This window comes from Fusibacter sp. QWL-12, assembly GCF_058683495.1.
Map to the genome: position 1 here is coordinate 1,347,964 of NZ_CM178745.1, position 24,323 is coordinate 1,372,286.

Here is a 24,323-nt window from a genome sequence, read left to right on the forward strand (position 1 = left end):
TCGGAGGGTTAAATTATGGCAAATCGTAATGGTTTATTCATCGTTCATCGTGGCAGTTCTTATGCTAAAGCCTGGCAAGCACTTAACGCACTTGCAGATCAATTCGCTTCTATATTGAATCACTACGATGTGAAATTAGCACTTACCTCTACTCGTGCAGTTCAAAAGCTTCAAGCGAGAGGCTTTGATGCTAAGACGGTTGAAAATCAAATCTTTGATTCAAAGTATGATACGATTACGATTTTGCCGTTAATGTTATTTGAGGGAAATGAGTATGAGTCACTGGCAAACGATCACCTTAAATATTATCAGTCTGATCAGCTACACCTTCTTCCCCCATTGATGACCTGCGAGGAAGAAATCATCGCATTTTCAAAATCATTAGCAACAACTTTACCTGACGGACCAGTTCTTTTAGTGGGGCATGGTAGCGCAACTGAAGCCAATAATAACTATGAATATATTGAAATGTCACTAAGAAATTTGACGGAAAATCAAGCCATCTTTGTCACAACACTCTTAGAGACACCCAAGTCCGTTTTAAGTCGCCTACAGTCGGCAAATGTTCAGAATCTTACACTGATGCCCCTTATGCTAACGGCGGGCTATCATGTCACAAAGGATATATTTGGAGAGAACTCTATCGAGTCTGTTTTAAGTGATGCTCAAATAAAAGTAGATGTTATAAATGAGGGTTTAATAGAGAATGCGTTAATTCAGTCTTATATAATGACGAAGTTGAATAAGAGTTTGGAGGAAGCAAATGGGATTTAATTTGACAACGGTGCAGTTTGATACTTTTATTAGTGCACTCACTGCTAGTTATAGAGTCTTTGCCCCTACTTCGGTGAGAGGCAAAGGAAAATTTTCAGACACCAATGTGATTGGATATGGTGAAGTTCAATCGTTTTCGGAAATGGTAATCGATCAGAAAAGCTATTATTCACCAAAGGAAATCTTCTATCCAATAAGAGAAACACTGTTCTATTTTAACGGCAATGAAATCATCGAACCAAAGCTGGATGAAAAACCGATACTCATTTTTCTCCGACCTTGTGATTTAAACGGTATCAAACGATTAGATACGATTTTTCTCAAAAATGGCGATGTGGTGGATTATTACTACCTGAGAAGACGAAACTTGATACGCTTTGCGATGATTGAATGTACTACTGGCTTTGACTCATGCTTTTGTGTTTCTATGGGAACCAATGTCGCATCTGAATATGATCTTGCGGTGCGCTTTGACGCAAAGCAAATGATGCTAGAAGTCAAAGATAATGCATTTACTGCGTTTTTACCATCAGATGTTAAGACATTGGATTTTAAACCAGAGTTCATCAAAGAAAATCAGGTTGTAGTCACAGTACCTCATCCAGACGCAATTCAAGAATCCATTTTCAATCATCCGATTTGGACCGAATACACTCAACGCTGTATCTCTTGTGGTCGCTGCAACACTTCTTGTATCACATGTTCTTGTTTTACCATGCAGGACACAAAGCTATCAGATGATCAAAAGATCGGTGAAAGAAGACGCGTTTGGGCTGGGTGTCATGTAGATGGCTTTACGGATATGGCTGGGGGGCATACCTTCAGATCAAAAAAGGGCGACCGTATGCGCTTCAAAGCCATGCACAAAATAAACGACTTCCATAAGCGTTTTGGTTTTCATATGTGTGTCGGCTGTGGCAGATGTGACGATGTATGTCCAGAATATATCTCGTTTTCAAAATGTATCAATAAGATCAATCAGATTATTACGGAGGGGCAAAACAATGAATAATCCCTATTTACCGAAACCCTATGTAATTAAAAGTATCCAAAAAGAAACCGAAATTGACTGGACTTTTGAAATTGGCTATTATGGTCCACTTACTGGCGGTCAGTTCATGGAAATCTCAATTCCCGGTGTGGGCGAAGCGCCGATTTCAATAAGTAACTTTACAGATACATCTGTCTTTATGACGATTCGTAAAGTCGGCAGATTGACGGATCAGGTATTCAACTCTAAAGTTGGTGACAGCTTGTTCTTCAGAGGGCCATACGGCAATGGTTTTAATCTCGACCTCTTTAAAGGTAAGGACTTAGCGATTATAGCGGGTGGAACTGGCCTTGCACCGGTTCAAAAAACCATAGACACCTTTATCCAAAACCAAGATTTAGTAAACAACATTGAAGTTATTTGTGGTTTCAAATCTCCTTCAGATCTTCTATTTAAGGATACCTTAGCAGATTGGAAAAGCAAGGCTAAAGTGATTGTATCCGTTGATCAAGCGGATGAAAACTGGACGGGCGAAACGGGTCTCGTTACAACGCATTTAACCAAGCTCGATTTATCAGATGCTGCTAGTAAAACTGCAATCGTTGTTGGACCGCCAATTATGATGAAATTTACAACGCTAGAGCTAATCAAGCTTGGCGTCAAAGAAGAAAATATATGGGTATCCTTCGAAAGAAAAATGAGTTGCGGCATTGGAAAATGTGGACATTGTAAGATCGATGAAACTTACGTCTGTCTTGAAGGTCCTGTATTTAATTATACCAAAGCAAAGCATTTAATCGATTAGGAGGGTGACATGAGTATAAATAGAAAAACAGTTACAAAAAATGCTTACCGCATTACCAAAACTCGAGATAAAACATGCCTAAGAATTCGTGTACCCGGAGGTCATCTAGAAAGCAACTACTTAGAACTCGTCAATGAAATCGCACAAACCTACGGCAATGGTACTGTTCACCTAACTGCACGACAAGGCTTCGAAGTACCCGATATTGATTTCGATGCCATTCCAGAAATCAACAAAAAAATACGACCATTAATAGAAAGTCTTGGCCTTGCATTGGATGCAACCGATGATGGTTATCCTGCAGCTGGAACAAGAAACATCTCAGCATGTATCGGCAATAGGGTGTGTCCATTTGCAAACGACGACACAACTCGAATCGCTCAAAGTATCGAGAAAGCTGTCTATCCACATGATTTTCACTTTAAGATCGCAGTTACTGGTTGTCCTAACGATTGCATCAAGGCACATATGCAAGACTTCGGTATCATCTGTACCACTGAACCGATGTACGACGCTTCAAGATGTATCACCTGTGAAGCGTGCGTTAAGAACTGTAAGAAAAAAGTGACTGGTGCATTGTCAGTGGACGGTTTTAACATTAAAAGAGATCATGAAAAATGTATCGGCTGTGGCGAATGTATCTTAAAATGTCCAACAGGTGCTATGACGCGTTCTGATAAAAAATCCTACAGAATGGTCATCATGGGCAGAACCGGCAAGAAGAATCCACGAATTGCAATGCCTTTCATTAAGTGGGCTTCTGAAGAAGTGATCACTCAAATCATTGTGAATACTTACGCATTTGTCGATCGTTATATCGATCGTTCTTTACCAAAGGAACACATTGGTTATATCGTCGACCGCGTTGGTTACCAAGTTTTTAAGCAAGAGGTTCTTGAAGGCGTTACCATTAACCAAGAGGCTCAAATTGCTGATAATATCAATTGGGGTGGCTACTGGTACAAACAAGAAGAGAATTTCAGATAGGAGGCAATATGTCATCGTTATTCCAAATAGAAGATTTGTTTAATGTGCTGATTACACTTGAGCAGGCCGGTCAAAAGCAGTATTCTGAAATGTCAAAGCATGCGGAGGATTTTACTGTAAAAGCCCTTTTTGAAAAGCTTGCACAAGAGGAAGTTAAGCATGAACAGCTTTACAGCAAACTGAAAAACGCTAGTTTACACATCAGTACAGACAAGATTACAGTAGAGTACAAGCAATACGCACTTCAATTAATTGGAGATACGGTCACCTTTTTAAATCGTTTATCACCAGTAACCACTATAAAAGAAGGCATCGCAGTTGGCTTAAAGCTTGAAAAGGAAACCATCTTTATGCTAAATGAATTAAAGACCGTGCTTGATGAGGCGCATCATTCTCTAGTGGATGACATCATACAAAAAGAGAAGGAACACATCCAGCTTTTGTTGAGTTTATAGGCTCAAATTTGCATGTACATGATAAAAATCAAGGGACACTAGCTTAACTTTATTTCGATAAGCTAGTGTCCCTTTTTTTTTTTAATGAGTATGTCGATGATGTAAATCCGGTAAATGTTCATGTGTATGCTCTACCGCTTCATGCGTATGTTCATGAGAATGCTCGCCGACGACTTCATAATCATGCGTATGGTCGTGGTGCCCATCGTGATGGTTGTGCTTATGCTCGTGTGTCTCAACCACATGTTTGTGCACGTGACCATGCTCTTCTGTTACTGCGAAATAAGTGCCCACTAACATAACGAAAAGTGCAATCGTGAACATCGGTGTGATTGGTTCTCTAAGGATTATCCAAGAGATGAGTACGCCTATAAAAGGAGCCGCTGCATAATAAGCACTGGTTCTTGCAGCGCCAAGGGATCTCTGTGCAATGATATAAAAATAGATGCTCATGCCATAAGCTACAAAACCGAGTAATAAAGCAATTAATACGTATGTCCAATTCAACTCAATTTTTCCCACAGATAGCGCAATAATCAAAGCACCAAGTCCAGATCCAAAGCCTTTTACAACTACGATTTGAAGTGGATCCTTAAGTGAGAGCATCCGTGTACAGTTGTTTTCAAAGCCCCAAGAAATACAAGCTAGTAGAACAAATATGGATCCCACTGTAAATGATAAGCTGCTGATATCAGATACGGATAAGAGAATACTTGAAAGTGTAATGAACCCAATTGCAATCCACATTCTCTTTCCAATCGTCTCTTTAAAAATAGCCAGCGCAATGATGGAAGTCGCAACAATCTCAAAGTTATTGAGTAGCGACGCATTGGCTGCTGTGGTCATCTTAAGTCCAATCATTAAAAAGATTGGGGCAGCAATGTCTAGAAGAATCATACCGATGATAAAGGGCATTTCTTTTTTGGTCATGTTTGCTTCTACTTTTTCCTTCTTAAGCAAGACCTTAAAGAAGTTGAGACCGAGCATCCCTATCCCAGCACCTAAGTAAAGCAACGCTGCCATAAGTGTCGGCTGAAGTTTGACCAGTAAGAGCTTTGATACAGGCGAGCTAATGCCATATAGCAACGCCGCTAAAATTGCGAATCCTATTGCTTTGTAGCTTTTTGAATTTTCCATAATCCACCTTGTGTCATTTAATGTATGCCAGCATCCTTTTTAATTTGCATGCCCATGTATTTGTTAATCGCTTCAATCATATCTTCGATGACTTTATGGTCTCCGACTTTTGCTGCTTCAACCACACAATGATTGATATGGTCTTCTAAAATGATTTTACTGGTATTGTTAATCGCTGAGATAACCGCTGAGAGTTGATTTAAGAGCTCACTGCAGTCGCGACCTTCTTCAGCCATTCTCTTTACTGACTCTAAGTGTCCTATCGCTCTAGAAAGACGATTGATCACTTGTTTGCTCTGTGGATGATTGTGTTCGTCCATATGCCACCTCCATATCCCCTATAGGGGGTTATTTACATTGTAGCACTAACTCTTCATTTTGAAAATAACAATCTGCATCTTAGGATTATATGAAAAATAAAGGGCTACTTTTATTCTAAAGTAGCCCTTTTGTTAATCATTATAACGTTTCATATTCCGTAATAATATAAACTTAATTCGTCAAACCCAAGTAACGTTTGACGCCTTCCCATCCTTTGTCTCCAAGTGCTTCACTCACCTGATTTAATGTCTGAGGATCCTCTAAATCAAGTGATTCTTTATTTTTGATGTCTTTAATCGAATATCCCGTCTTAATCACAGCAAATTTTAGCTTACTAGGTGTAAGCGCTTTTTGTGGACAGCCGTAGACACATCCTAAGCAGAAGTGACAGACCTTTCCGAAGACAGGCATTTGCTCTTCTGAAAGCTCCTGGAAAGCAATGTTGCCAGCAGGGCAGTTCTTCACACACCAGCCACAGCCGTTGCACGTACTCCCCACCACAATGTTTTTACCGAAGAGGCGTCCGCCGTGCTTTTCTAAGGTGCCGACCTTTGTGATCACACGATCAATGGTTTTAACTGGTAGCACCTTGTTGGGTTGACCCGATAAAAAGGCGTCGATCCAATCGGCTACCTTTTGTGGTGCTATCGCCAGTAAGGCTCTAGAGACGATATCGGGATTGGGCGACATCCAGTTGTTTGGCATAGCCGCCATTGCTTCTGTGATAACTTTATAGCCTTTTGAGGACAGCTTCTTAATCGCTGTGACTCGGCAAGCTGTGTTGGATACCATCTCGCCACCACCTGACACCGAGATCACCATCGCCGGCTTAGCTGAAACGCTTTCAAGTCGATCTAACCACTTGTATACAGGCTCTGGTGCATTAAAGGCGTGAACGGCATATAGTAGAATCAAACCATCGTAGCTTTTTGTCAGTTCGGATAAATGATCTTTGTTTGAATGGGTTAACCTAAACGCTTCTGCCTCGATGCCTCTTTCCTTAAGGTTGTTTAAAGCATGCTCAGCGACGATGCCTGTGCTTCCAGTTCCCGTGTAGTAGACAATTAAAATACGATTCATATGCCGACCTCTCTAACGCTCAATATTAATCCTATTATAATACGCGACCGTCATCGAGTCTATCTTGTTATCTAATACATCTTATTATCTATTAAATCTAATCGTTATCTCGTCACAGCCAAACTTTATCACATTACTGCCACTTATTGACTTGATACTTTACTTATTTCTCTTGTGACCTAGCTATTGTGTCACTTTCAAAAGATAATTTACTGACGTAATGAAACTTTCAGGTGCGCCAGAGAACGTGCTGTTTTCTATTGCGAGCTTGTCTAGCACTTCCTTAATCGCAAGGGCTTCGTCAAGCTTGCCCTCCTCGATCTCGATCTTGTCTGTCAATGCTCGAATACCATCTTGGTTAAACTGAGTCATTCCCTCTTTAAGTGCGACACCACCATCAATTAATGTTGTCGATGCTGTCTGTAGGGCATCAAATCCACCACTTAGCATTTGATTGGCATTTTTTAACTCAGGAAGTTTTGATAAAAGTGTTTGCATCCCACCATCTAACTGTCTTAAGCCACCTTCAAGCTGTTGGCTACCGCTGACGAGAGCAGACATGCCTTCGGTTAATTGAAGCGTACCATTTTGAAGTACAGCTGCACCACTGACGAGCTCAGTTGCTGCTGCACTCAGCTGTTTAGAGCCTTCACTAAGCCCCTCTTGAACTGTAGAAAGGCCAGAAGCTTGTTTTGCGAACGCATCTACGCCTGCGTTAAACGTCGTCATATTACTTGAAATTTGTGTCATGCCATCGCTTAATGCCGAAGTTGCGCCATTTAATTTTTCCATTTCAGCTACGATGCTTGAATAAGCTACATATTCTTTAGAGTCCTTTGCCAAGCTGTTTTGAAAACCTTTCATCGCTACTAAAAGTGCATCACTCCCACTTGCCACAGTACTCAAGCCATCATCAGTCTTTTTTATACCTGCTGTTAGCGCATCGCTCGAGGTCGCCAAAAGCTCAGCCTTTTCAGGTAATACAGCTAGCGCACCTGAAAGCTGTTCTACTCTTTCAGCGAATGTCTTTGCACCATCTGCAAACGACTTTGTGCCTTCACTGAATTTCACATAGCCATCCACCAGTGGTGATGCACTATTTTGAAGTGCTAGGATGCCTTGGGATAAACTGCTTGCGCCTTCCACAAGCTGAGTAAGTGGCGATGCAATTTGCTTTACACCTTCAGAGAGTTTATCTATAGAGCTTAAAAACGTTTTTAATCCCACTGTCGCTTCACCGAATTTTTCAAAGTAGGTAATCTGTCCATCACTTAGATCGGTTGCACCATTTACTAGGTCATTTCCTGCTTTTTTAAACTCAGCTAAAGAGCTGTCAAGCTGATCCACTTGATCTAGTAGGCTGATATCTTCCACATCAGGAAGCTTGTTCGACATCGCAAGGTACATTGGCTGCGCTTCATAATTTGTTACAATTGCACTGATGATCAGATCATCCTCAACCTTCAAATCCATTAAGTCGCCAAAGTTTTCCGTCATACCTGGGGATAAGAAACCGACCACTAAAAAACTCGCACCATCGTTGGAGATTTTACCTTGATTGATGGCAACATCTGTAAAGTTTGAAGCATCAAATCGCATTGTTGCAAGTGTATAGAACGGTGCATACACTTTTCTCTGTGTGCCCATGATTTCAGCTTCAGTATAAACGAGGTTGTCTTGATGAATGACCATTTTCAACTCACCTGACTTGCCGATAAGCGCCTCTGGTGCAGTTTCCACACCATCAAGATAGTAGGTGATCGTCGTGTCCACTGGAAGTGCTTGCTGGCTTGTGCCTTGATAGTTGAGCTCATAGCCATCTACCTGCCATGTAAGAGACGTTTGATCCTTTTCAGGTAGCACATCACTTCTTAGATTATGAACATCTTGTAAGTTTGAAATGTCTTTAAGTGTCTCGAGTTTTTCTGCACTGTGAATATAGTCACTGACTATGAGCTTAGTGGTTTGTCCAGAAGCATCTATTAGACCATACACGGTTTCATCCTTATAAATTTCCTGTGCTGTATCTGCATGCACTGGAACTGAAGCAATCAGTAAAACACTCAGTCCAAGTGCGGTTATTTTTTTTGTTAAATTTCTCATATTTTTCTCCATTTCAGATTTTTCTCCATTTCATCGTCGTTTTTTGAATCACACCTTCGAAGATCAATAGTACAGACGGTAGGATCAGCATGATGGTTACCATACTGATTAGTGCCCCACGTCCTATCATCCCAGAGAGACTCGAAATTAAGTCGATCTTAGAGATAAATGCCACTGAAACCGTGGTGACAAAGAAGGTTAATCCACTGGTCATGATGGATTTGGATGCACTTTTAAGTGCCACAGTCATGGCTTCAAATTTGTCATTTTGTACTTCTAATTCCTCTTTGAACCGTGTCGTTAACAGGATTGCATAATCTACTGTAGAGCCAAGCTGTATCGTTCCGATGACGATGGTTGCGATAAATGGTATGGTTGCACCCGTATAATAAGGAATCCCCATGTTGATGGAAACCGCTAGCTCAATTACTGAAATGAGAAGCACTGGAATACTCAACGATTTAAACGAAATCATTATGATGACAAAAACTGCAATTATAGAAAGTATGTTGACATTCTTAAAGTCGATGTCTGAAATCTCTATTAAGTCTTGAGATAGCGCGCCTTCACCTGTAATCAATGCCTCAGGGTCATAGGTGCGAATAATCGATCTAATTGCTTCAAGTTGACGACTGGTTTCATCACTTGCGACCGCCATAGATGAATTGACGATAATTTGCTCGTAACCGTTTTTATAAAAGACGTCTGAGAGCTCAGCAGGTACCATTTCTACTGGTATCATCGGTCCAATCAGTTTGTTATAAGCGATGACCTTAGATACACCGTCTAACGCTTCAATTTTACCAACCATTTCGTCAATCTGGTAATCTGGCAGATCATCTTTAAAAATAATCATATGCGTCGTTGCCATATCATAAGTCGCTTTCATCTTATTAAGCGAGACGATGGACTCTAAATCTTGAGGCAAGGATTCATCTAGCTTATAATAAACATTTGTATTTGATGCGCCATAAATCGCTGGAATCAACAAAAGTAATCCCAAAACAAGCAACAGCACATGGCGTTTTACCACAAATCTTGAAAGCTTTTCAAAGCTTGGCATTAAAACAGGATGCTGAAAACGGTGGATCGCTCTATCAAAAATCAGAATAAGTGCTGGTGTCAGTGTCAAAGTACTGATGACACCTATTAACACACCCTTCGCCATTACGATTCCGATGTTGCTTCCGATCGTAAGCTTCATAGCACAAAGCGCAAGGAAACCTGCAATCGTGGTTAGTGCTGCACCAGATATTGAAACTGCAGTTTTGTTAACCGCTACGCCCATAGCTTCTATATGATCGGCGTAGTTGGCGCGTTCCTCCTCATATCGGTGATAAAGGAAGATGGAAAAATCCATGGTTACCCCTAACTGAAGTACCGCTGCGATGGCTTCTGTTACGTATGAGATATCCTTTAAGAAGATGTTAGTCCCTAAATTAACTGCGATGGAGAAGCCTATACTGAGTAAAAATAAAATTGGAATAATCGTCGATTTTAATGTCAATGCGAGTACGATGATTGTGAGCACCACGGCTAGTGCCATGTAGACGATTTTTTCAGTGTTTGAGATGTCAATGGTATCCTTGATCAAAGCACCCATGCCACTTAAAAAGCTATGATCACCGCTGATTTCTCTGATATCTGCGATGGCATTCTGTGTCGATTCATCCGTTGCATTTCCCTCAAAGTTAATTAAGACGAGGACACAATCGTCTCTGTAGATGATCTCAGAAAGTTCCTCTGGTAGAATCTCTTTTGGTACGCCCATATTGAGCATGTCTCTGATCCATAGAACATTTTGAACCCCTGGTACTTCTTTAATTTTAGATATTTTGTCGTCGATAATGTACTCTGGGGTGTCTTCAAAAACCAAATAGCCTTGATTTGATGATTTAAAGCTCTCAGATAATATCGCCTGTCCTTTAACAGACTCAACATCCGAAGGCAAATATGCCAGAATATCGTAATTTATTGGAACCATCAAGAATCCTATCACTGATGGAATAAATAATAAAATTGCGATAAAAACGATGAGTTTTCTTTTTTTACCGACGAGCATGCCAAACTTTTCCAAACAATCACTCCTTTTAATTAGTTTTTTAGATCATATTAAGAAGCCAAGCGCTATTATTTCACTTCTAATTATGACCATCGGTCAATCACTAGCAGATTGTACTCCTTTTTTGACCGTTGGTCAATTAATTAATTGTAAAAAAATATCGCGAATTGAGTTAATTCCGCGATATTTCATAAACTTAATATTTAACTGTTGGATGTGGATCGTCATTCCTTATACATACTCAAAATTCCCATGATGCCTCGATGCACATAGGGTTTCATCTCTTCAATTGGCGCAGGCTCGTTTAAAACGATGGCGCTGTAAGCAACGGTACTTACTAGCTCAAGTATCAAGCAAAACACGTAATCAGGACGCGTCATCTGGTAGCCACTTTCCTTAGCACCCTCTATGAAAAGATCCATGATGGTAGTGTCTGCACCCTCACGTACGGTTTTCGAAAACGTCCCCTTATAGATGCCGAAGATTAGATCACGATGCATAAAGCTTAGAAAAGCCTTATTCTCACTTAGATAATCCAAAATAAAATCGACGATGAAAAGCAATCGGTCTTCAAAGTTCTCTAGCGTTTGAATCTCTTTTTTAGATATGGATTCTTCAATTAATCGATAGGTTTTTCGAATGATAATTCGATCTCTAATATCGTATTTGTCTTTGAAATAAAGATAAAAGGTACCTTTTGCAACCCCAGCCATGTTCACGATATCACTGATTGTGGTCTGGTTAAAGCCCTTCTCTAAAAATAGTCGGTAGGCGGTGTCAAAAAGGCTCTCTTCTTTTTGTTCCTTATTTTCATCCCATTTACTTTTCACTTGGCACCTCTAATGTGTAATCTATTTTCATATTACTAGTGTCGCACAGTTCTGATTTTTTTTCAAATACTCTATCTGAAATTTTATCGTTAAGTTGTCTGAAAGAACACTAAAACCAGCACTTTCTCTTAGGTGGATTGTATCCAATCATGATTATTCAACTTATTTTGCGGGTAATAATTTTTAAAAATCCACATCTATTTTCAAGATTCCATGTATATTTTAATCATTTACGAATGTTACATCATTCCTGTATTGGAGGTATTTATGAAAGTCGGAAAAATAATCGCATGGATTGGTCTGTTCGCTATGACAGCAGGACTTTTAAATGGTTTTATCAACGGTGATTTTTTTAAGGATGGTGCACTCTTATTTGACAATCCTTGGGGAATCATGTCTCTCGTCGATCTTTATGTCGGCTTTACACTTTTTTCAATGTGGATTTTTTTCAGAGAAAAGTATCTTATAGCAAGGATTATATGGATTGTAGCGATGATGGTTCTTGGCTTTTTTACAGGTGCTCTTTATATTCTTTACGCGTTTTATACCTCAGAAAATGACTGGCTTAAATTCTTTTTAGGGGCAAAAAAAGAAATCCTTTCAAAGCACAGTTAGACTTCAAAATGTGTCTTTAAAGATGAGGTGTATACGATAAAATCTAATGATCAGATAAATACTAGTAAAAAGGTAATTAGGTGATGAAATGACTGTTAAAGAACTTGCTGAAGAACTGAAACTCGTGTCAAAAGGCAATACCTTAGACGCTATCCTTCCGCCGATGATTTATCTCATTGGTAACTCGCTTTTTAGTTTGGAGCTTGCTGCGGGTTTATCCATCAGTGCTGCGTTCCTTTTAGCCATTTTTAGAAGGATCAAAAAGCAGTCTTGGTATTATGCACTTGGTGGTTTGCTTGGCATTATCGTCGCGGTTAGTTTTGCTCTGTTTGCAGGAAGTGCTTCAAATTACTATGTGCCAAAGCTAATAACAAGTACGGGTTTGGTCATCATTACAGCCGTCAGCTTAGTCTTCAAAAAACCACTTGCAGCTTGGCTCAGCCATATTTCAAGAGGCTGGGAGTTAAACTGGTTTTGGCGTAATGATATACGTCCCGCTTATTCTGAGGTGACCACGCTTTGGCTGGTTTTGTTTGTTTTAAGAGGTGTTCTTCAGCTGATACTCATTCAAGATCAAAACTTAAGCGGTCTTTTTATAATCAACACACTTTTAGGAATGCCTTTAACCGTTATGGTGTTACTCCTCAGCTATATTTATGGCATCTGGCGGCTTAAAAAGCTAGGTGGTCCTGGGATAGAAGAATACAGAGAAAACGCGCCTAAGCCTTGGAAGGGTCAGACGCGTGGTTTTTAATGATTTCAATAATTTCTGTATTTTCAATAGCTGAATGTCAATTACAATAGTTGCATTGCATTTTCTGTATAGGACATCAACTCGACACGATTGCCATCAGGATCGGTCAACCAAAACTGGTAGGCACCTTCTGCACCTAGAGTGATCTCAGTATCAGGCTTGATACCGTTATAGATTACGGCTTTGTAAGCCGCTTCTATATCATCTACCTCAAGGCAAAGATGATTATAGCCATAACAGCGTTCGACATTCTTTGCTGCTTTCTTCACTTCGTTTGGTGAATGGAAGAGCTCGAGATATTGATGTGGTGCGATTTCTATAAAATCAATCCAAGCGCGATCACGCAAACGTTCTATGGCTTTCATCTCAGCTTGAATTGATTCAATTTGTGATGCTAACTCATTTTTTGTATCTATATTTGCCAGTTTCAGTTTATTCTCAAGATCCAAATAAAGATCATTATAAGTTAGGGTTAATGCTTTATTCAACCCAAGTCCTTTTACATAAAAATTCAACATATTAACTGGATCTTTAACTTGAAACGCCACCTGTGTGGTATGCGTCACCTTAGAACAGCTCTCGTGCGCTTTTTTAGCCGAGAGCTTTATTTTTGCATGCTCTCCTTTAGCGTATTCCGTAAACTGAATTTCGTTGCCATCTGGATCTAGGATGGTCAATTCCTTTGAGCCATCGACGACGACGTGTACGTCTTCAACCAAGGTTACCCCTTTGGCAATTAGATGTGTTTTAAACGCCTCGATGTCCTCTACTTCAAAATTGACCTTCATATAGCCATAGTGTTCACGTCTATCATTCACTGTCTCATATGTGGCACCGTTATTATATAAAAGCTCTAGATATTGATGATTTGCCAGCTTAAAGTAAGCTAGGCATGGTCGATTATCTTCATCAACTATATTGGGGTTGATCTCTTTTAAAGACAATTCAAATAGGGGCTTCATTTCAAGGACTTCGCTATAGAATTTAAGCATCTCTGATTCGTTTGCCATCCGAACTGAGATGTGCCCGATGTTGGTAATCGGTACGCATTTTCCTTCCAATGGCAGCGGCCTTGTGAAAGTCGATTCTATGGTTTGAAATGCACCCTTTTCGCCACATTTTAAGATAGCGTCAAGGACTTCAAGCACATGATAGGCCATCTCTTTAGACGCCCGATTCGGTCTTCCTTCTATGATTGCTTCTGCCATTTCAGAAGGACCGAGCCCTCTGGAATTATCTGAGAACGGTGTAAACTGCCATAGATTGACAGGTAAAACCGGTATATCTAAGACAGATTGATCGGGAACAAACTGCACACTGCCACCAAACAGGTTGGGATCGGTTAAATATAGGATGCCCTTTGTGCCATAAACCGCGAAAAAGGTTTCCTCATCTCTATTGCTTTCTGTGTTCAGATGTAGGTTCCCCGTCATTCCATTTTGTAGCTGAACGATTGCCGACACTTGGCTTTCGTTTGGCGTTTGCATGGTTTCACCGTACTCAGAGCTCTTTGGATTGATATTGATATGCGTTTTATATGGTGCTCTCACGATAGCGCCTACCTTTGCCACTGGCCCAAACAAGCTAACCAGTGCCGTCATATGATAAACCGCATAGTCAAATAAAACACCAGCTCCAGGTTGTTTTAGGAATGGGAACAAGCTGATTAGAAATGAGTTGCTTCTATTTACCGAGATGGCAAACGAGTTGACTTCTCCGATGATTCCGTCGTCTATCGCTTGTCTTGCAGACTGAAGGGCACTTCCCATAAAAGTATCTGGGGCTGAGCCAAGATAAAGTCCTTTTTCATCCGCCAAATCCAGTAGCTCTTTTGCTTGAATGGGGTCAGAGGTCAGGGTCTTTTCAGTATAGACGTGTTTCCCTGCCATTAAAGCTGATTTAATGAGGTCGTAATGTGCGCCAACCGGTGTTAAATTTACAATCATTTCTATTTCAGGATGACTGAGTAAGGCTTCAACGGTCATCGTTTCTATTCCATACGCTTTTGCTTTTTCAGCTGCACCAACACCTCTACGGTCTGCGATCGCAATCACCTCAAGGTTATCAAAAATTTCTATCATGTTTTTAAGGTAGATGCCACTAATGGCACCTGAACCGATTATACCTACTTTCATAACGTCTCCTTCTACAAGTCTATTTCTTCGTATCTGTTTCTGCGTATCTGTTTATTCACTTCTGTTTATTCTATTCCGATATTTTAGACTATTATTTGTGATCTATCATATGTTCACTATCAATGGCATAACCTTTTATAGACCTAATGATGCGCTTCGCCACTGTCGTCCCCATCACCCCAAATACCATGCACAATGCACCGATCCCCACAAAGACGATATAGGGAATTTCATCTACGATGCCACTGATGAATAGCTTCGTGATCGAAAGTGCAATTACACCGGTATAACCTGCATAGAGAACGCTACCCCAGTATGCTTTTCTTTCGTTATTTTTGATCCATAAAACTGAGACATGCGTACAGAGCGTTGTGAGTAGAATTGCAATTCCCATAAAGAGATTAACCAATGTCATCACCAGAGCAAAAACACCACCAAACTTAAGTATCGTGGTCTGTCCTTTTAGTTTTATTTGCATCACATATAAAATCGTCGCAATAACCGGCGCCATCATGACATACTTGCTTCCTGGCACTGGGAAAACCGCACTTATTGCATATATGCCAATCCCACCTCCGATGAGCATGGCGACGCTCATGGCTATCATTGCAATCTCGTAAGTTTTGTTCTTTTTTTGTTTCAAATGTTTACCATCCTTTTATTAATTCAGATAAAATTAAATCTTTATTTTGAGCCATTATCACTCTCATTATACCCATACAAGACAATTAAAAGCAAATACGGTATTTATAAAACTGCCCAGAATACATGTTACTTTTTTATATATTGGGGTATACATCTTTTGTGTTCCTTTAAAATGAAACATATTAATTTCAAGATAATTACTTTAATTAAACATTCTTTATTAATTCAACCATTATAAACTCTCTTTTTATCCAATCGCACTCAAGCCACTGAGTGTTTTTATTTTTTGTAGTGGAGGTGAATTCATGATTTTGTTGTTAAAGAAGTCAGTGGGGGTATTCTTTTCATTCTTATTAATTTGCTCACTCTTATTACCTTTCAGTACGCCAACATTCTCAGATGACCAACCTCTTGATCTAGCCTATGATGAGTTTTCTAATCCTTATGTATCAAGTCAATTGATCGTCGTTTATAACAAAAGTACACCGGCTGATTCAAAACGTTCATTAAGAGCACAAATGCAACTAGAGTTAAAAGCAGAATTAAAAAGCATCAATGCTGAAGTTTTAAAGGTAAAGCCAGAGGATTCAAAAAGCACAATAGATAATTTAAAACGAAACAAAGACGTCCTCTTTGCAGAATACGATTATATCACCCAAATAGACTTCACGCCTAACGATCCAAATTATGTTAATCAAGTTTACCTTCCACTTATGAAAGTGCCAAGTGCTTGGGATACGACGATGGGCGATGGCAGCGTCCTAGTAGCGATACTCGATACTGGACTCAATACCGCAAACGCAGATCTATCTGGTATAAACGTCACTGGATACAATGTGCTTACCAGTTCAACTAATTTCTCAGATGATAATGGACACGGAACAATGGTAACCAGTGTACTTGCTGCAAAAACCAACAATAGTTTTGGTATCGCAGGCCTTATACCTAATGCGCGATTCTTAGCGGTGAAAGTTATGAGCTCAACAGGAACTGGTACTTACTCAGATATGATTAAGGGCATTGAATACGCAAGCTCGCAGGGGGCAAAAGTCATAAACATGAGTATCGGTGGTCGTTCCGCTTCCTCTGCACTAAAGCTAGCGGTAGATACGGCAGTAGCAAATGGCATTACTATTGTCTCTGCAGCAGGAAATGAAGGAACAACCACTTTAAATTACCCTGCAGCATACGACAATGTCATTGGCGTAGGTGCTGTGGACACGCAAAATAACAAAATGTCTTATTCAAATACTGGTTCAGGTTTAACCGTTATGGCTGGTGGAACAGCTCGTGTTGCAACCTCAACTGATTATATTACCAATGCATCCGGAACTTCATTTGCTTCGCCTTACGTCGCTGGTCTTATCGGAATGATGTATGCTGCTGACCCAACGATGACCGCTTCAAAAGCAATAGAAATTCTATCACAAACCTCTGTTGATTTAGGTCCAAGCGGATATGATACTACATTTGGATATGGCTTAATAGATATGGAATCTGCTGTTCTAATGGCATCTGGAAAAACACTTGCCACTGCAGTGGATTTATTACCACCAGTTGTAACTTTAAACGGTGAAACCACTATTAAGCTACCAATTAATTCTGAATATACCGAACCTGGATATACTGCTTTAGACGAAACTGATGGCGATATCACCAACCTCGTTCAAATCAATAGCAACCTTGACGTCACAAAAGTTGGTTACTACGAGCTTGTCTATACGGCAGTAGACAAAGCTGGAAACATATCCAACATCGCAACAAGAAGTGTTGAAATCTATGATAATACAGTAGTTGAAACTACAGCAAGTACCGAAGCATCAACAGAAAGTACGACCTTTATCGAGATTACTACCGAAGCAGAAACGGTTATTCTCGAACCAGAGATCAAAATCGTAAGAGACGTTGAAGTCGTTGAGGGCACACTTAACAAAAAAGTGCCTATTGCAACTCATATCATTAACGTCTTAACACCAGGGAAACTGGACATCGCTTTAACCTATAAGAGCAAAACACCTCCAACCGTTACGATTACTGGTCTTAACTTTAGTGGTACAGGAGGTACTTATGATGTTCAACCAGGTGAATATGTTATGACCATAAGCACCGATGGCACATTAAGCTTTTCAGCTACAATCACATATCCTGAACGTGAAGTAGCAGTCGACGTACCTCTTGGAGAAGCTGAGGTTATCCAATACGGTGCTCAAAGCAATTTATTGTGGTACATCTATCTTGCAGTGACATTATTCATCTTCGCTGCATTCTGGGTAATGTACCAAAAAGGCACTATTGAAATTCACAGAAACAACTAATGATTCGCTTAATATAAAGTTAAATCGTTAGCTTCTATTTTTAGATTAACAAAGCATTTTTGACTTGTGTATGCATAGGAATGGGGCAATAAAAGTTTGCCTAAAGCAATCACGCTGCGGGCATAGCTTTTATCTATGTACAGTCAAGGAGGTGTATGTTAAATCGGTTAACCTCATTTGTCCAAAAAAATGAGGCTGAAAATAGAGTGCTCCTCCAGAAAAAGAGCCGTTAACCCCGTTTGTCGCAAAACGAGGCTGAAAACAGAGTGCCCACTCTAAAAGAAGGCAAACTATTAAGGAGGTAGTAATATGAGAAAGTACTTAAGTTTTCTCTTAGTTTTTACTATGATATTCTCTATGGCTGTCATGCCATCCTATGCTTATGTACCACTTGATATTGGTTTGGCTATGAATGCCACTGGATCAGAGGTGGGTGTTTTAACTGGTTTAAATACAAATCCATCTAGAAGCAATCCGGCTAATGCTTATGGAGAATTTGATGCTGTTCAAAATGCAGGTGAAAATTTGTTCTATTCGCTTGCAACTTACAACTATACTAAGTTTACATTTGACGATGTCTTTTATAATATCGAGGACAATGCTAATGTAACAGATATGGAATTTTCTGAGGTTACATGGGGAACCAGTTGGCATCCAGAAGCAGCACTTGTTTTCTTGACAGGTGTTAAAACTGGAACCGTTGATTCGCCTGTGGACTATGTTGCTTTAGATGGTGGCTACGGCTACTTTGCAGGGATCATTTGGAACAAAGTCGGATTACAAAATGTATCGGATGTTAATCGTAATCTCACACTTGCAGCTTATGCTGGATTATATGGCGTCGGCTTAAGAACTTTTTTACCTAATGTCTATCATATAGATGGTAACTTTGGGGTAACACAGTTTAAAATGCCTGAGGAAGTGGTCTCTGCAGATGGTGTGATTTTAGTTGACATTACAAGTGAAGTTTATGGCCTTGCAGGCACTTCTCGAGCAAGCACCTATGCTACTGGTAAAGATGGCTATGATCTTGACGCTATCCGAGTATATGGCTATGAACCTATAGTCGTTTCAGGATTGGTTGATGGTCAAAAATACGATGCATCAGGAAGCTTCCTATACGATGTGCCATTTGATTTCGAGATCTATACTTGGGTTGAAGGTCAAAAAGGTGAACTCGTTGCCAAAGCACAAAGTGAAGTAGCCAATCTAGGTGACTTCTTATTCTCACAACCAGGTGAAATCGATAATATTACCGCAAGTAACCTTGAGCTCTCAGAAGGGGAATATTATATTGAAGAAGTCAATATTCCTCTCAATTATGAATTTGTGAAATTCGTGATTGCTGATGGCCTAAATCCAGTGTCAGAATTTGGTAATGGTGCAACCTTTAGTGTCATTGGTGAAAATCAAAACATTGCAATTGAAGCTTATAACCAAAAGAAATTAAGTCACTTTGTCGCTTATAAATACAATGGCGCATCAGCTGAACCTGAAGGCTTCGTTGATTATAGCTTCGACTTCGTTTTAAAAGATGTCGATAATTTGATGGATTACGCTTATGGCCATAGTTTAACCGATGGTTCAGGATTAATTGTTTGGGATTTGGCTGACACTGAGGAGATTGAAATGTTAGAAGATCTTGAACTTCCTGAAGGCAACTTTGAAGTTATGGAAATGCAAAAACCTGGCTTCAACTTAACAGGAACAATGCTTTATATTCAAGATGTTGATGACCTCGAACCAGCAGTTACACCAGGTTCAGAAATGACTGTACCTTTCATGTCTTTAGCTGGTAGAGAAATACGAGTTGAGTATGCTAACTCTCTCATCTATAGAAATGAGACTGCTTACGCATTCTTTGATGAGAGCAGCGTCCAACTTAACACCATTAAAAAGAATAAAAACTGGGGCTGGTACATCGAAACTGCTAACCTCACTACAGGAACACCTTATACGATCTATGCAGGTGCTGGCGGAAATGATATCAGTAAAGCAATGAACATGGGAACAGTTACTTTTGATATCGTAGATAACTACTACGTATATTATATCAATTTGACACCATTCCCAGGAGAAGCACAACCTATGGTTACAGAGGAGCATTTCGGTGTATATATGAGTTCAAGTGATATACCAAATGCACCAGGTAAGTTTACGAACATAGTTCCAGCTGATATGGCAGGTGTACTTGTTCTACACATGGTAGTATCCTTCCCTAGTGTGCTGCCGGATTAAGGCTGATTAATCTCTAAATAGCCTTAGTTCTATGAATTAAGATATAATTAATCAAATATAAAAGCACCTTCTCATCAAGTTTAGACTACGAGAAGGTGCTTTTGCTTTTTTTATTTCACTCTATTACATACACCTGATTTCGCCCCAGTTCCTTCGCCTTATAAAGTGCCTTATCCGCAGCTGAAATCTGTTGATTGATCCACTCTAGGTTCCCTGACGTTTCTGTCACCAACCCAATACTAATGGTTACATAGGAACTACATTCAGAGGTTATATGTTCAATCATAAGCGCTTCAACTTCTCGTCGCATGCGTTCAGCAATTACCATCATTTCTTCCTTACTCTTTGAAACGTTGATAAACAAGAATTCTTCCCCACCAAAACGAATCACATAATCATTAAGAGAAGTAACGAACTCTTTTAGCTTGCCACTGATCTGTTTTAAGGTGTCATCCCCAGCCATGTGGGTGTAGCTGTCGTTGTACTGCTTAAAGTAGTCGATATCGATCATTAAAAAAGAAATCGTCGTTGGCTCTGTCTTATAAACGCTAACGATGTTTCGAAGGAACTTGTCCAGCCCTCGACGGTTAGGAAGACCAGTTAGAGAATCCTCTATAACCAAAGCTTCCAGTTTATAAACCACATCTTGAAGCTGCTCGTTGATCTCACTGTTCACATCAAGCTGTACCTGAAGTTGGCTTTTATTCAGATAGTTGCTGGTGAAAATATTGTAGGATAAAAATGAAGCCAACCATACAAATACAAAAAGAACCGTACTGTTAATATAGTGCCCCAATAAAATATCCATACTGGTTTGAAACTTCGATATAAATATAAAAAAGATCACTGCCTCAGAAGCAAACATAATCAAGGAATTCCTAGGTGCTATATACAGAAATGAGGCAATCGCTATCAAATTGATAAATAGCGCATTTAAATTGCTATACAGCCCTTGATCCGCAAAGCTGACCAGCATTCCCCACAGGATAAAAACATAACCAAATCCCACAGTGAGTCGATAAAACTTCCTTTGGTACGCCTCTGACGCTTCGTTTGGATTGTATCTTTTCAACAATCCATAAAAAACACTGCTCACAGCGATCAATGAAATATACATAACCATATAGAAATTATAGTTAAACGATGGGCTTACACCATTTGCTCGACTTAGTATCGCTATGATCATAAACACAACCTCAAAAATCAAAACACCTACGGCAAGCACTTTGCCATGTGCCGCATTCTTTATGTTTCTCTCCCTCATAAAATCCGAGGTCTTGAGCATAGGTTGATCTATCTTTTTAAACATTTTTATCGCCATATAGCGCTCCTTTAAAAGCATAATATTACAAAATTATAATAGCATAGTCCTAACGCTAAAGTAAATCCAAAGCCAAGATATAAAAACATTTGTATGATTCACTTAAATTTTAGTGTTATTTGACAAGTCTATGTAAAACTAATAGATTATTAGTTAAGCATTTCGATAATTGGCTATAGATATAATTATAAAAGTATGTCTTTCTTATTATTTTTAAATAGTTTTCTAAAACACTTATGTGAGTACGTTCTTTAATGTTGAGGTAATTATGGATTCAAGTAGCTTAGATCTTTACATTGACCAAGTTAAAAATCAGACAGATTTACGCAATCAGTTCATTCACGATTACACACCCTTTGTAATCAAACATGTATCTGAACTTAAGCATGCTTATGTCTGTGTTAGAAACGATGATGAATTTTCAATAGCGCTCATTGCGTTTAATGAAGCCATTGATCGTTACGAGATTGATAAAGGTCATTTTTTGTCTTTTGCTAGAATTGTAATTGAAAGTAGGTTAAAAAACTATTGGGAAAAGGAAAAGCATCATCAACACGATGATATTTCAAACGTTGAAGTCGCTGCACCCAGTGATGAGGACCTTCACCTAGAATTAATTGCATATGAAAATGAACTCAGTTACTTTGGGCTTAGCTTTGAAGATTTGTCCAATCACATGCCTAAGCATACAGACACTAAAGAGGCGGCTTTAAACATCGCGCAAGAGATTGCCCTGAACGCATTCATCATGACACAGGTCTATATAAAAAAATCCCTTCCTGTCACATTGGTTTCTAAAAGTTTAAAGATTGGTCTTAAAATGGTTAAGAACAATAAAGTCTTCATTCTTGGAACAAGTATTATTTTTTATAAAAAATTTGATAAAATTGAAAACTGGTTAAAAAAATAGGCCCTAAAAATCAAATTAATTTTGTATTGTATTATGAATGAGTAAGTTGGAGGTGTTTATGAAACAAGGTGTTGTTGTTCAAATTAAAGATGATTTTGCAGTCGTTATGACTAAGGATCATTCTTACACAAAAATTAATAAAAAGAATAATATGACCCTCCATCAAGAAATCTTTTTCTTCGAAGAAGATTTATACCACTCTAAACATAAGGAGGGCTATATGAAGAAGAAATTATTAGTGGCTGCAACTGTAGCTGCACTGTTTTTGATATCAGTGATTGGATACAACTTGATGCCGAGCTCAGCATATGCACTGATTTCAATTGATATTAATCCTAGCTTGCAAATTGAAATTGATAAAGATTATGTAGTTACAAAAATTATTACCTTAAACGATGACGGTAAATCTGTTATCAATGACGACATGGTGGGAAAAGATGTTCATGATGTCATAAAAGAAATCGTTCAAAATGCAGAGATTGAGAAGTTTTTAAATGATACAAATAACAACATCTTAATCTCATCAGCTATATTAGATGAAAAAGCAGCTCTTGACGCAGTGACATTGGCAGCCTTTGGCGAGGAGCTTGAACAATTTCTATCAAGTAGTATGAAGGTTCCAGATAATGTTCATATTATTTATATCGAAAGTGATCTTTCAACCGCTGAAAAATCTCTTTCTGATGGTGTTACACTCGGTCGCTTAGAGCTTGCTAAAATTACAAAGGATAGTAAACCACTTGTCAACTCAGTTTCAAAAACCATTGAAGCGATAGAAGACGTCGATATGTCTGTTTATGAAGTTGAAGCAGATGACGATCTTGTAGAATCTGTAAAAACATTCTTAAACAAACTCGAAACCGCTAAGAACGATTCGCAGTTTGGTACTTCGATTCAAGCTTTCTTAAACAGCGCAGAGGTGGCTAAGTTCAACTCAGGTATTGCAACTCAAGCAGAAACCTTGGCACTATTAAAATCAGCTAAGCTGCTTTGGAAACCTGTAATGTCACTTTATCAAAAAACTTGGGCTTTAGCTCAAAATGATGATTCTGATGACGATCATGACGAAGATGAGGACGATGCATTTGACTCCGAAGATTTAGATGATTTAAGAGAACGCTTACAAAAATTAACCTTTGTAACAGAACCTTCAACAGTAGCTGGGATCAGCGTTCAAGCATGGGCAACACAGACATTGGCTACTTTAGATACAATGAGTATCACTCAGCTTCAGGAAGTTAAATCCGTCGCTAAAGCGTATTTTATGCAATATAAAGATGCTTATAACAAAATCTGGTCAGACGATGATGACGATGAGGATGAAGCGGATGCAGAAACAAGTGCTAGTATAACGAACGAAGCTAATTCTTCTGAAAACAGTTCAAGCGACAGCATATCTGGTGCAAGTGTTTCTGATGCAGATAAAAAAGAAAATGATGATGACGAAGATGAGGACGATAATGATAATGATAATGATGATGTTAATGATGACGATAGAGATCAAACATCAGAAGCGATCAAAGAGATTAATAAAGCTCTAAGTAGACTTCAAGAAAGATTTGGTACAGATCCTGATGTCGTTGCTTTTGTAACTCAAATCAATGCACAGCTTCAAACTGAATCTCCAGATTATAAACAAATCGAAAAGGCCATCGAAGCAAAATACGAGGCTTTAAAAGAAGCACTAGAGGATCAAGAGGACAGTAAAGACGATGACAAGGATCAATCATCTGATGATAACAGCGATGACGATGACGACGAAGAAGATGACGGTGACGATGATTAATGAAACCATGATTTAGTATTGCATCATAAAAATAAGCTCCCTAGTATAGGGAGCTTTTA

General features: G+C 39.2%; 20 protein-coding genes. 11 read left to right on the forward strand and 9 right to left on the reverse strand.

All coding sequences use genetic code 11. From position 1 onward, the window contains the following. Positions 1–15: 15 nt before the first annotated feature. The 5 genes from AC4PID_RS06875 to AC4PID_RS06895 are packed head-to-tail and all read left to right on the forward strand — an operon-like array spanning position 16 to position 4,012. On the forward strand, positions 16–774 hold the full coding sequence (locus AC4PID_RS06875) for a sirohydrochlorin cobaltochelatase (RefSeq protein ID WP_492134829.1): 759 nt from the start codon (positions 16–18) through the stop codon (positions 772–774). Then, a complete protein-coding gene (gene asrA / locus AC4PID_RS06880; RefSeq protein WP_492134830.1) occupies positions 764–1,786 on the forward strand; it encodes an anaerobic sulfite reductase subunit AsrA in 1,023 nt (340 codons plus the stop codon). The genes AC4PID_RS06875 and asrA overlap by 11 nt, the downstream gene beginning before the upstream one ends. Beyond that, entirely contained in the window at positions 1,779–2,570 is a 792-nt protein-coding gene (gene asrB, locus AC4PID_RS06885) for an anaerobic sulfite reductase subunit AsrB (RefSeq protein ID WP_492134831.1), read from the forward strand. Before asrA ends, asrB begins: the two co-directional genes overlap by 8 nt. 9 nt (positions 2,571–2,579) lie before the next feature. Next, a complete protein-coding gene (asrC, locus tag AC4PID_RS06890; RefSeq protein ID WP_492134832.1) occupies positions 2,580–3,557 on the forward strand; it encodes a sulfite reductase subunit C in 978 nt (325 codons plus the stop codon). Between the two features lie 8 nt (positions 3,558–3,565). Then, on the forward strand, positions 3,566–4,012 hold the full coding sequence (locus AC4PID_RS06895) for a ferritin family protein (RefSeq protein WP_492134833.1): 447 nt from the start codon (positions 3,566–3,568) through the stop codon (positions 4,010–4,012). Positions 4,013–4,093: 81 nt separating this feature from the next. Here the strand turns inward: AC4PID_RS06895 and AC4PID_RS06900 are convergent, their stop codons facing one another. From AC4PID_RS06900 to AC4PID_RS06925, 6 genes are all read right to left on the reverse strand, one after another. Continuing rightward, positions 4,094–5,149 carry a DMT family transporter gene (locus tag AC4PID_RS06900; RefSeq protein ID WP_492134834.1) on the reverse strand — a complete coding sequence of 352 codons (1,056 nt, stop codon included), beginning with the start codon at positions 5,147–5,149 and terminating at the stop codon, positions 4,094–4,096. Between the two features lie 17 nt (positions 5,150–5,166). Beyond that, positions 5,167–5,469, reverse strand: coding sequence for a metal-sensing transcriptional repressor (locus tag AC4PID_RS06905; protein ID WP_492134835.1), 303 nt, complete (start codon positions 5,467–5,469; stop codon positions 5,167–5,169). 172 nt (positions 5,470–5,641) lie between these two features. Further along, complete coding sequence (locus AC4PID_RS06910) at positions 5,642–6,550, reverse strand: EFR1 family ferrodoxin (protein WP_492134836.1); 909 nt, start codon at positions 6,548–6,550, stop codon at positions 5,642–5,644. Between the two features lie 183 nt (positions 6,551–6,733). Next, the gene (locus AC4PID_RS06915; RefSeq protein WP_492134837.1) at positions 6,734–8,653 is read right to left on the reverse strand and encodes a hypothetical protein; all 1,920 of its coding nucleotides are present in this window, start codon (positions 8,651–8,653) and stop codon (positions 6,734–6,736) included. Positions 8,654–8,666: 13 nt separating this feature from the next. Next, entirely contained in the window at positions 8,667–10,730 is a 2,064-nt protein-coding gene (locus AC4PID_RS06920; protein ID WP_492134838.1) for an efflux RND transporter permease subunit, read from the reverse strand. Between the two features lie 209 nt (positions 10,731–10,939). Continuing rightward, complete coding sequence (locus tag AC4PID_RS06925; RefSeq protein ID WP_492134839.1) at positions 10,940–11,545, reverse strand: TetR/AcrR family transcriptional regulator; 606 nt, start codon at positions 11,543–11,545, stop codon at positions 10,940–10,942. Positions 11,546–11,758: 213 nt separating this feature from the next. Between AC4PID_RS06925 and AC4PID_RS06930 the strand changes: the two genes are divergently transcribed. Together AC4PID_RS06930 and AC4PID_RS06935 are read left to right on the forward strand one after the other, a co-directional pair. After that, positions 11,759–12,160 (forward strand): DUF1475 family protein, encoded by a 402-nt coding sequence (locus tag AC4PID_RS06930; protein WP_492134840.1) that lies wholly within the window; start codon positions 11,759–11,761, stop codon positions 12,158–12,160. Positions 12,161–12,248: 88 nt separating this feature from the next. After that, complete coding sequence (locus tag AC4PID_RS06935) at positions 12,249–12,914, forward strand: DUF3159 domain-containing protein (protein ID WP_492134841.1); 666 nt, start codon at positions 12,249–12,251, stop codon at positions 12,912–12,914. 41 nt (positions 12,915–12,955) lie between these two features. On the opposite strand, the gene AC4PID_RS06940 is transcribed toward AC4PID_RS06935, so the two are convergent. Next, complete coding sequence (locus AC4PID_RS06940; RefSeq protein ID WP_492134842.1) at positions 12,956–15,049, reverse strand: VOC family protein; 2,094 nt, start codon at positions 15,047–15,049, stop codon at positions 12,956–12,958. A 91-nt stretch (positions 15,050–15,140) separates the two neighbouring features. Further along, positions 15,141–15,692, reverse strand: coding sequence for a hypothetical protein (locus tag AC4PID_RS06945; protein ID WP_492134843.1), 552 nt, complete (start codon positions 15,690–15,692; stop codon positions 15,141–15,143). 307 nt (positions 15,693–15,999) lie between these two features. On the opposite strand from AC4PID_RS06945, the gene AC4PID_RS06950 reads away from it, so the two are divergent. Both AC4PID_RS06950 and AC4PID_RS06955 read left to right on the forward strand, forming a co-directional pair. Next, positions 16,000–18,009 (forward strand): S8 family peptidase, encoded by a 2,010-nt coding sequence (locus AC4PID_RS06950; RefSeq protein WP_492134844.1) that lies wholly within the window; start codon positions 16,000–16,002, stop codon positions 18,007–18,009. Between the two features lie 309 nt (positions 18,010–18,318). Then, the gene (locus AC4PID_RS06955; protein WP_492134845.1) at positions 18,319–20,247 is read left to right on the forward strand and encodes a hypothetical protein; all 1,929 of its coding nucleotides are present in this window, start codon (positions 18,319–18,321) and stop codon (positions 20,245–20,247) included. A gap of 115 nt (positions 20,248–20,362) precedes the next feature. On the opposite strand, the gene AC4PID_RS06960 is transcribed toward AC4PID_RS06955, so the two are convergent. After that, the gene (locus AC4PID_RS06960; RefSeq protein WP_492134846.1) at positions 20,363–21,568 is read right to left on the reverse strand and encodes a GGDEF domain-containing protein; all 1,206 of its coding nucleotides are present in this window, start codon (positions 21,566–21,568) and stop codon (positions 20,363–20,365) included. Positions 21,569–21,836: 268 nt separating this feature from the next. Here AC4PID_RS06960 and AC4PID_RS06965 point away from each other — a divergent pair, with 268 nt between their 5' ends. Beyond that, complete coding sequence (locus tag AC4PID_RS06965; RefSeq protein ID WP_492134847.1) at positions 21,837–22,478, forward strand: hypothetical protein; 642 nt, start codon at positions 21,837–21,839, stop codon at positions 22,476–22,478. A 58-nt stretch (positions 22,479–22,536) separates the two neighbouring features. Then, positions 22,537–24,264, forward strand: a complete 1,728-nt coding sequence (locus AC4PID_RS06970; RefSeq protein ID WP_492134848.1) for an anti-sigma factor domain-containing protein — start codon at positions 22,537–22,539, stop codon at positions 24,262–24,264. Positions 24,265–24,323 lie beyond the last annotated feature (59 nt).